This window comes from Paraconexibacter sp. (assembly GCF_041602235.1).
Taxonomy (GTDB): Bacteria; Actinomycetota; Thermoleophilia; order Solirubrobacterales; family Solirubrobacteraceae; genus Paraconexibacter.
In genome coordinates this window covers 1-9,135 of the sequence record NZ_JBFIGP010000142.1, presented here as the reverse complement: position 1 = coordinate 9,135, position 9,135 = coordinate 1, and the positions used below count along the sequence as shown (strand labels likewise).

Annotated in this window: 9 protein-coding genes; 7 read left to right on the top strand and 2 right to left on the bottom strand. The window is 71.0% G+C overall.

What is annotated here, in order from left to right:
• Positions 1–123: 123 nt before the first annotated feature.
• The gene (locus ABYE80_RS12290; protein ID WP_372790576.1) at positions 124–759 is read right to left on the bottom strand and encodes a response regulator; all 636 of its coding nucleotides are present in this window, start codon (positions 757–759) and stop codon (positions 124–126) included.
• A 178-nt stretch (positions 760–937) separates the two neighbouring features.
• Here ABYE80_RS12290 and ABYE80_RS12285 point away from each other — a divergent pair, with 178 nt between their 5' ends.
• The 4 genes from ABYE80_RS12285 (at position 938) to ABYE80_RS12270 (ending at position 6,629) form a co-directional block, all read left to right on the top strand.
• Entirely contained in the window at positions 938–2,992 is a 2,055-nt protein-coding gene (locus tag ABYE80_RS12285) for a helix-turn-helix transcriptional regulator (protein WP_372790574.1), read from the top strand.
• 137 nt (positions 2,993–3,129) lie between these two features.
• Complete coding sequence (locus tag ABYE80_RS12280) at positions 3,130–4,539, top strand: hypothetical protein (protein ID WP_372790573.1); 1,410 nt, start codon at positions 3,130–3,132, stop codon at positions 4,537–4,539.
• A gap of 150 nt (positions 4,540–4,689) precedes the next feature.
• On the top strand, positions 4,690–6,042 hold the full coding sequence (locus ABYE80_RS12275; protein WP_372790572.1) for a hypothetical protein: 1,353 nt from the start codon (positions 4,690–4,692) through the stop codon (positions 6,040–6,042).
• Between the two features lie 98 nt (positions 6,043–6,140).
• The gene (locus ABYE80_RS12270) at positions 6,141–6,629 is read left to right on the top strand and encodes a pyridoxamine 5'-phosphate oxidase family protein (protein ID WP_372790571.1); all 489 of its coding nucleotides are present in this window, start codon (positions 6,141–6,143) and stop codon (positions 6,627–6,629) included.
• A gap of 16 nt (positions 6,630–6,645) precedes the next feature.
• Here ABYE80_RS12270 and ABYE80_RS12265 read toward each other — a convergent pair whose 3' ends face one another.
• A complete protein-coding gene (locus ABYE80_RS12265) occupies positions 6,646–6,816 on the bottom strand; it encodes a hypothetical protein (protein WP_372790570.1) in 171 nt (56 codons plus the stop codon).
• Positions 6,817–6,968: 152 nt separating this feature from the next.
• On the opposite strand from ABYE80_RS12265, the gene ABYE80_RS12260 reads away from it, so the two are divergent.
• The 3 genes from ABYE80_RS12260 to ABYE80_RS12250 form a co-directional block, all read left to right on the top strand.
• Positions 6,969–8,042 carry a glucose-1-phosphate thymidylyltransferase gene (locus tag ABYE80_RS12260; protein WP_372790569.1) on the top strand — a complete coding sequence of 358 codons (1,074 nt, stop codon included), beginning with the start codon at positions 6,969–6,971 and terminating at the stop codon, positions 8,040–8,042.
• Positions 8,042–8,890, top strand: coding sequence for a dTDP-4-dehydrorhamnose reductase (gene rfbD / locus ABYE80_RS12255; RefSeq protein WP_372790568.1), 849 nt, complete (start codon positions 8,042–8,044; stop codon positions 8,888–8,890). The genes ABYE80_RS12260 and rfbD overlap by 1 nt, the downstream gene beginning before the upstream one ends.
• Positions 8,887–9,135: NAD-dependent epimerase/dehydratase family protein (locus ABYE80_RS12250; protein ID WP_372790567.1), on the top strand; the 249-nt coding region annotated here is incomplete at its 3' end. The genes rfbD and ABYE80_RS12250, both read left to right, overlap by 4 nt.

Sequence of the window (9,135 nt, the reverse complement as noted above, 5' to 3'; positions counted from 1 at the left end):
GGTCGCCGCGCTTGCGCAGCAGGTCGGAGAAGCCGAGCACCAGGGTGAGCGGGGTGCGGAGGTCGTGGACGAGGCGGATCAGCCGCTCCTGCGCGGCCGGATCCGGCGAGCCCTCGGCACCCATCAGTCGTCGTCGTGCTGGAGCGCGATCTCCCCGCGCTCCAGTGCGATCGCGATGGCGTGCACGCGATTGCGGGCCTGGAGCTTGCGGATCACGTTGCGGACGTGCGTGCGCACGGTCTCGACGCTGACGGTGATCTCCTCGCCGATGCGCTCCGCCGTCATGCCCTCGGCCATCAGGTGCATGATCTCCCGCTCCCGCGGCGAGAGCTGCGGGACGTGCGCCGTCGCTCGCGGCGACAGCAGGATGCGGTCGAGACGGGGATCCACGTACGACCCGCCCATCGAGACACGCTCGATGGCCCCGACGAGCTCGTCCATCGAGCCCGCCTTCAGCGCGTACCCGCGCGCGCCCGAGTCCAGGCCGTCGTAGAGCAGCTCGGCGTCGCTGTCCCCCGTGTAGAGGATCACGCCCAGATCGGGGAAGGAGCGCAGCAGGTCGCGGGTGAGCTCGATCCCGCTGCCGTCCGGCAGGCGGATGTCGATCAGCGCGACGTCAGGATCGCTGTGCTCGACGAGATCGTGCCCCGCCGCGACGTTGCCCGCCGCCCCGACGACGTCGAGACCGCTCGCGGTGAGCAGCGCGGCGAGACCCTCGCGGAGGGCCTCGTGGTCGTCGACGATCACGAGCTTGGTCATGGGATCTCGGTTGAGGCTATCGGGTGCAGGAGGAGGCTCCGAGGAAAATCTCGGAGTCGTCAGCTTCGTCACGGGACAGTCCGACCCTGCCAAGAAAGCTCGCAAGGAGCGGGGAAAGTCCGCCGGGATCGCTGCTGCCCGTCCGCAGGGGGCCGCGGAGGACTATCGTGGTCCGCCGATGGCGAAGGACACGGAGAAGCTGATCCGCCAGCTCTCGCTGATCTCGTACCTCATGGCGGAGCGCCGTCCGGTGACCGCTCTGGAGATCAGGCGGGACGTGGAGGGCTACAGCGGGATGAACGAGGACGCGTTCGCGCGGCGGTTCTACGCGGACCGGGCCGAGCTCGAGTCGCTGGGCATCCAGCTGACGATCGACAAGCCCGCCGACGGGATCGCCGAGCAGGAGAACTACTCCCTGCGACCGGAGAACTTCCACCTCCCCGCGATCGCGTTCTCCGACGAGGAGCTCGCGTCGCTGCAGACCGCGCTCAGCCTGCTCGACGGCGAGTTCGCCTACGCCGAGCCGCTGCGGCTGGCGTTGCAGCAGATCACCTGGGGCCGCCCGTCGCCGCTCAACGCCCCCGACCAGGTGGGCGTGGCGCTCGGCGTCACGGGCAGCGCGGGCGGGCACGAGCTCTCCCAGCGGCTCGCGAAGATCGAGACCGCCATCTTCCGCAGCAAGACGATCACGTTCGACTACTACACGATGGAACGTGACGAGGTGGGCGCCCGCAAGGTCGACCCCTACCACCTGCTGTTCCAGGGCCAGCAGTTCTACCTGCTCGGCCACAGCCACGAGCGCGGAGCGCTGCGCGTGTTCCGCCTGTCGCGGATCCGCGGCAAGGTCGCCTACGCGACGAAGGCCGAGCACGATTTCAAGAAGCCGGCGGACTTCGACCCCCGCAGCTACTCCAACCGCGCCGAGTGGCAGTACGGCGACACCGTGGACACCGCCGAGGTCTGGGTGAGCGGCCGGATCGGCTGGCAGGTCGAGCGGCACTTCGGCCGGTTCGGCGAGGTGCGCCCGGCCGACGAGGGGGACGGCGCGATCGTCTTCAGCACGCCGTACGCCTCGGCGCGGCAGCTCGCTGCCTGGGTCCTGAGCCTCGGGGAGAACGCCCGGGTCGTCGGCCCGCCGGCGCTGCGCGAGGTCGTCGAGGAGCGCATCGGGCTCCTCGCCCGCCGCCACAGCGCCAGCGGCCCCGAGCTGGCACCCGTCGTGCTGGGCACCGGCGCGACGAACGGCGCCGTCGTGGCCGACGACGGCCCGACCCGCCGTGAGACGGCTATCCGCCCGGAGCGCTTCGCGCGGCTGGTGACGCTCGCGAGCATCCTGATCCACGCCGGCCGGGCCGGCGAGCGGCTCCAGGTCGCCGACGTGCTCGAGCGGCTGCAGATCTCCGAGCAGGAACTGCAGGAGGACGTGAACGTCCTGAACGTCGTGAACTTCGGCGGCGGGTCGTACGTGCTGTACGCCGAGATCCATCCGGACGGGACGATCGAGGTCGACCCGGAGCCGTACTCCGACAACTTCGACCGTCCCGCCCGGCTGCTGCCGGTCGAGGCGAAGGCGCTCGTGGCCGCGATCGACCTCATCGGCGACCACCTGCCGGAGGGCGCGCTGACCCCGGCCCGGCAGAAGATCGTCGATGCGCTCGGGTTCGATCCGATGGAGCAGGGCCTCCAGGTCGCTCGCAGCGGCGCCGACGACGCCGACGTCTCCCGCAGCATGTCGGAGGCGATCGTCGGGCACCGCCTCGTCCGGATCGAGTACTACAAGAGCAACGAGGACGAGTTCTCGCAGCGCACGCTCGAGCCGTACGCGCTGACGAACGGCCGCGAGGGGTGGTACGTCGCCACGTTCGACCCGGCGAAGGACGACGTGCGGCACTTCCGGCTCGACCGGATCAAGACGGTCGAGGTGCTCGACGAGACCTTCGTGCCGCGCCCGGAGGTCGATGCCGCGGCCGCCGTCGACGGCTGGCTGCGGACCGGCGAGGTCGAGGCGTCGCACATCGCGCGGCTGTGGATCTCGCCTGAGCGGGCTCGATGGATGCGCGAGGACCGCACGGTCGCCGAGGAGCTCGCCGACGGCGCGATCGTCGTGGAGCTGCCCTACAAGGGCACCGACTACCTCGTGCGCAAGGTGCTGCAGGAGGCGGGCGACGCGGCCGTCCTGGAGCCCGACGAAGCGCGGCAGGCCGTCGCATCTGCGGTAGCGCGACTCCAGTAGCACTTCACGCCTCAGGGTCGTCACACCGTCGCACATCGCGTAGCCTTCTCCGTCGTCGGCGCACGCAGTCGGCATGACCACACAACAGGGGCAACGACCGCGGGCAGTCCCACAACTGGCCCGCTCACGGAGGACATATGCACCAGGGGATTCGTCCGCGCGCAGGGCTGCGCGCGCTCACCACGAGGTCCGGCGCGCTCACGCTCGCCGCCGCGATCACGGTCGGCTGCGCCGTACTGCCGGGCGCCGCGCAGGCCGCCAACCAGGTCGACTGCTCGGCCAGCGCCGTCCAGGCCACGATCGCCGGAGCCAGCACGCTGGACCCGATCACCACCAGCCGGTCGAGGTGCGCCGACAGCGCCGCCGGCCTGCCGAACACGACCGAGGCCGTCGGGCTGGCACCATCGATCAAGGCGCGATCCGCGTACGCGATCACCGACACCACGCCCGACGGCGTGCGTCCGTTGGACACCGTCTCCTCTGCGGGCGCCGCCGTCGAGAACCTCAGCATCAACGCCGGCGACACCATCGTGATCGGGGCGGACGCGGTGAGCTCGTTCGCCCAGGCGAAGTGCGTCAACGGCGCCCTCGAGTTCACCGGGGGCGGCGACGCCGTCAAGCTGACGATCGGCGGCCAGCCGATCCCGCTCGACCCGGTGCTCGGTCCCCTGACCGACGGGATCAGCGACGCGCTCGGCATCATCGTCAGGGTCAAGCTGAACGAGCAGGTGCGGGACGGCACGACGTTCATCCAGCGCGGTGCCCACATCACCCTGCTGCCCGCGATCGGCGCCGCGCCGCTGGCCGACGTGATCATCGCCGAGTCCCGCGTGAGCGGGGCCGGACTCCCGTGCGACCCCACCGTGCCGGAGAACGCAGGCCCGGACGGCGGCGGTACCGGTGACCCCGGGCCCGGCGCATGCGCCCCGGGCTCCACCTTCGACGTGACCAAGGGCCTGTGCATCATCCCGGCCGAGCAGTCCGGCGGCCAGGGCGAGGTCGTCATCGGCAAGCCCTTCGAGGGCCCGGGCGGCGGCACGGTGATCTCCCTCAACGAGGCGCGGCGTCGGTACAAGAACAGCCCCTGCGTGAAGGGGCCGGGCCCGAAGTACGCGGTCATCGGCACCAACAAGGCCGACAAGCTGACCGGTACGAACACGGCCGACCGCATGCTCGGGCGCGGCGGCAACGACGTGATCGACGGCGGACGCGGGAACGACTGCCTCGACGGCGGCACGGGTCGCGACAACCTCAACGGCGCGATCGGCAACGACCGCGTGTACGGCTGGTCCGGCAACGACGCGCTCAACGGCGGCCCCGGGACGGACCGGCTCTCGGGCGGGTCGGGGAACGACACGCTCAACTCGGCCTACGGCGCCGACCGCGTCTACGGCGGCCCGGGCCGCGACTTCATCAACACCGCGACCGCGGGCCCGCCCGCCCGCGTGAGCTGCGGCACCGGCCGTGACAAGGCGCGCGTGAACCCCGACGAGGTCCGGCGGGCCAAGGGCTGCGAGACCATCGTCACGTTCCGCAAGAAGCGCTAACCGCGACACCTGCACGAAGTAGTGTCGCGCCGGGGCCGCATTCGCGGTAGCCTCGGCGCGACACTGTCAGGTACGGACGGCCGCACGACGCTTCCGTCCGCCTCGCACGCAACAGGGGAATTCATCATGGGTAGGGGTACCCGAGCAGCGATGCTCACCACGACGCTCGCGGGGGCGGGCGTCCTCGTCGGAACGACGATCGGCGCGGCACAGGCGCCGGCCGATCCGAGTTGGAACTGCCGCGCCAGCCTCGTGCGCGCCGATCAAGGGCTGACCACGCTCCTCGGGATTCCGTCGAGTCCGATCGAGCCGCTGATCGCCAACGGCAAGAACAGCGAGACCGCGCCGGACAACGCGTCCTGCGCGCCGGACAGCCAGTCCGCGCAGGAGAAGCTCGACGCCACGCCGTTGACGGTGCTCGGTGACGTGCTCCAGGCGCAGACCTCGGTCGATCCGGGTACGAGCGCACCGCGCAACGCGCGGACCAACACCGCGACCACCTCGGCCGAGAAGCTGAGCGTCCTCGTCGACGGCGCGATCCCCGGTGGCGCGCTCGTCACCGCCGACACGATCCAGAGCACGGCGACCGCGTCGTGCGTCGGCGGCCAGCCGACCCTGACCGGCACCAGCCAGATCGTGGGCCTGAAGATCGCCGGGCAGTCGGTCCCGGTCGACGACGTCTTCGCCGGCGTCCAGACGATCACCGACTCGCCGCTGGGCGAGGTGGTCCGCGTCTACGCGAACCGCCAGGAGAAGTCGCCGGACGGCTCGTCGCTCACGCAGACCGCGCTGCGCGTCGAGGTGCTGGCCGCCGCGGCCGGTCAGCTCGGCAAGCCGCTCGCGACCGTCGTCCTCGGTGAGACGAAGGTCTCCTCGCAGAACGGCAACGCCTGCGACCCGGAGCCGCCGCCGCCCACCGTGACGACCACGGTGCCCGGCACCACGACCACCGTCCCAGGTCCGACGCAGACGGTGCCCGGCCCGACGCAGACGGTGCCCGGTCCCACCCAGACGGTCCCGGGTCCGACGCAGACGCAGACCCAGACGAAGACGGTCACGGTCCCCGCGACCACGGTCACCGGCGCCGGCACCAAGACGGTGCCGAACGGGACCAACGCGAGCCGCTGCGCCCGCTTGACGATGTACTTCGCCAAGAACCGCAAGCGAGCGCTCGGCGTGAAGTTCGGCCGGGAGCGGGTCGTGACCCGCGGACGCATCGTCAACTGCAACGGCAAGAGCATCGTCCGCGCCCGGATCGACGTCTACCACATCCTTCCCAACGGCAAGAAGCTGGTGAAGACCGGTCTGCGCTCGCGGGCCCTGGGTCGTATGACGCTGATCCTGCCTCGCAACCTGTTCACCCGGAAGCTGCGGTTCGAGTACCGCCCCGACCTGAACTCGTCGAAGGTCGCCACGCGTCGCACGCTGCAGATCAACGTGCGCGATCGCAAGGGCAAGCTCATCAAGAAGGCCCCGAAGGGCCAGGGCAAGCCGCGGTTCTAGACGGTCCGACCGTCGTGCAGCGCTGAACCCCGGGGGCGGCCATCGGCCGCCCCCGGTCGTTCCGCGGTCGAGGTCGATCCCCACGTAGGCTGACGGCCATGAGCCGACGCGAGCAGATCCAGATGACGCCGGACGAGGTCCGTGCGTTCCTCGACGAGCAGCGCACCGTGATCTGCGCGACCAACGGGGTGCGCGGCTACCCGCACCTGATGCCCCTCTGGTACGTCGTGCGGGACTCCGCCGCCGACGGGGGTCCCGAGCTCTGGGCGTGGACGTTCGCCAAGTCGCAGAAGATCAAGAACCTCGAGCGTGACGCTCGCGCCACCCTCCAGGTCGAGGACGGCACGGAGTACCACCTCCTGCGGGGGGTCATGCTCGAGTGCGAGGTCGAGCTCGTGCGGGACCTGGACGCCGTGACCGACCTCGGCACCGAGATCCTCGGGCGCTACTCGGGCTCGCCCGACGGGACGCTTCCCGAGGAGGGTCGCGGGCTGGTCGCCGCCCAGGCGGCCAAGCGCGTCGGCATGCGGTTCGTCGAATCGCGCCGGGCGAGCTGGGACCACCGCAAGCTGGGCGGCGTCTACTGAGCGACGCAGCGCCGGCTCACAGGCCGGTGATGCGCCGCCGCTCGGCCTTGAACACCGGCCCGCGGTGGTTGCCGATCGCGCGCAGGACGTACGCGTCGCGACCCTGGCTGTAACGAAGAATCGGGCGTAGCAGCGCGAGTTTCGTCCGTGAGATCGGCGTGCGCGCCCGAGGTGCGGATCCGTTCATGGTGTCCTCGGTGCGGTACGTGGAGCGGTTCCGATCACCTTCGCACGAGAGCGTCGCGGTGCCAAGAGGTGCATTCCTGCCCCATCGCGCGCAGGCGCCCGGCACCGCTCCCCCGGGCGTCGAAGACCGCACGGACCCTCTACTCTGCGGGCGTGTCTTCCCTCAAGGGCCTGATCCTGTCAGGCGGCAAGGGCACGCGCCTGCGGCCCATCACGCACACCAGCGCCAAGCAGCTCGTCCCCGTGGCGAACCGGCCCGTGCTCTTCTACGGCATCGACGCCATGGCGCGTGCCGGGATCGAGGAGATCGGGATCATCATCGCCCCCGAGACCGGGGACGAGATCCGCGACGCGGCCGGCGACGGCTCTCGGTTCGGCGTGAAGATCACGTACATCGTCCAGGACGAGCCGGCCGGCCTGGCCCACGCCGTCCTGACCGCCGAGCCGTTCCTCGGCGAGGACTCGTTCGTCATGTACCTGGGCGACAACCTGCTCCAGGGCGGCATCAGCGACCTCGTGCGCGCGTTCGAGACCTCACGGCCGGACGCCCTGATCCTGCTGACCCCGGTCGCCGACCCGGAGAACTACGGCGTCGCCGAGCTCGACGGCGACCGGGTCGTGATGCTGCAGGAGAAGCCGCCCGAGCCGAAGACCGATCTGGCGCTCGTCGGCGTGTACATGTTCACCGGCGCGATCCACGACGCGGCGCGGGCGATCACGCCCAGCGCCCGAGGCGAGCTGGAGATCACCGACGCGATCCAGCACCTCGTGAACACCGACCGGCGGGTCGAGCCGCACATCGTTCGCGGCTGGTGGAAGGACACCGGTCGCCTCGACGACATGCTGGAGGCCAACCGCCTCATCCTGGAGACGATCGAGACCCGGCTCGAGGGCACGCTGGTCGACGCCCAGATCGACGGCCGCGTGGTCGTGGAGGAGGGCGCGCGGATCGAGAACTGCACGGTCCGCGGACCGGCCGTCATCGGCGCCGGCGCACGCCTCGTCGACTGCTACATCGGCCCGTACACCGCGATCGGCGAGGACTGCGTCATCGAACGGGCCGAGGTCGAGCACTCGATCCTGCTGGCCGGGTCCAGCGTACGCGGGCTCGACGGGCGGATGGAGTCCTCGCTGCTGGGCCGCAACGTCGCCATCGGCCGCAGCGACAAGCAGCCGCGCGCCTACCGCTTCATGGTCGGCGACAACTCCGAGATCGGCATCCTTTGATGAAGCTGCTGGTCACCGGTGCGGCCGGGATGCTCGGCCGCACCACGGTCCAGGCCGCCCGCGACCTCGGCCACGACGTCGTCGGGCTCGACCGCGCCGCGCTGGACATCACCGATGCGGTCGCCATCGAGAACGCGCTGCGCACCCACCATCCCGACGCGGTCGTGAACTGCGCGGCGTGGACGGACGTCGACGGCGCCGAGGAGCACGAGGACCGGGCGCGGCTGGTCAACGGCGTCGGACCCCGGCTGCTCGCGCGCGCCGCTGCGGCGGCCGACGCTCGCGTCGTGCACGTCTCGACCGACTACGTCTTCGACGGCGCCCCGCACGACCCGTGGGTCGAGTCCGATCCGGTCGCACCGCTCAACGCCTACGGGCGGACCAAGCTCGAGGGCGAGACCGGTGTGCTCGGGGCCGGCGGCGAGCACGCGATCGTGCGTGCCGCGTGGCTCTACGGCGCGGGCGGGCCGAACTTCGTCGACACGATGCTGCGACTGGGGGCCGAGCGCGACGAGGTCAGCGTGGTGACCGACCAGGTCGGCCGACCCACCTGGACCGGGCACCTGGCCGGCGCGCTGGTGGAGCTCGCCGAGCGGCGGGCCGACACCGGCCTCTTCCACGCGGCGGGATCGGGTTCGTGCTCCTGGTACGAGTTCGCCGTGGAGATCTTCGACCGGGCCGGCGTCGCGTGTCGCGTCCTGCCCACGACGAGCGAGGAGTTCGTTCGTCCGGCGCTTCGCCCCGCCTACAGCGTGCTGGGCACCGAGCGCGACCCCGGGATCGTGCTGCCGAGCTGGCAGGACGGCCTGGATTCCTACCTGCGAGAGCGAGAGGCTGTCACGTCATGAAGCTGCTGGTCTGTGGTGGTGCCGGGTTCATCGGCTCGAACTTCGCGCGCCTGCGCGTGCGCGACCACGGCGACGAGGTCATCGTCCTGGACAAGCTCACCTACGCGGGGCGGCGCGAGAACCTCGCCGACGTGGAGCACACCTTCGTCCACGGGGCGATCGAGGACCCCGACAAGGTCGCCGAGGCGATGGAGGGCGTGGACGCGGTGGTGAACTTCGCCGCCGAGACCCATGTGGACCGTTCG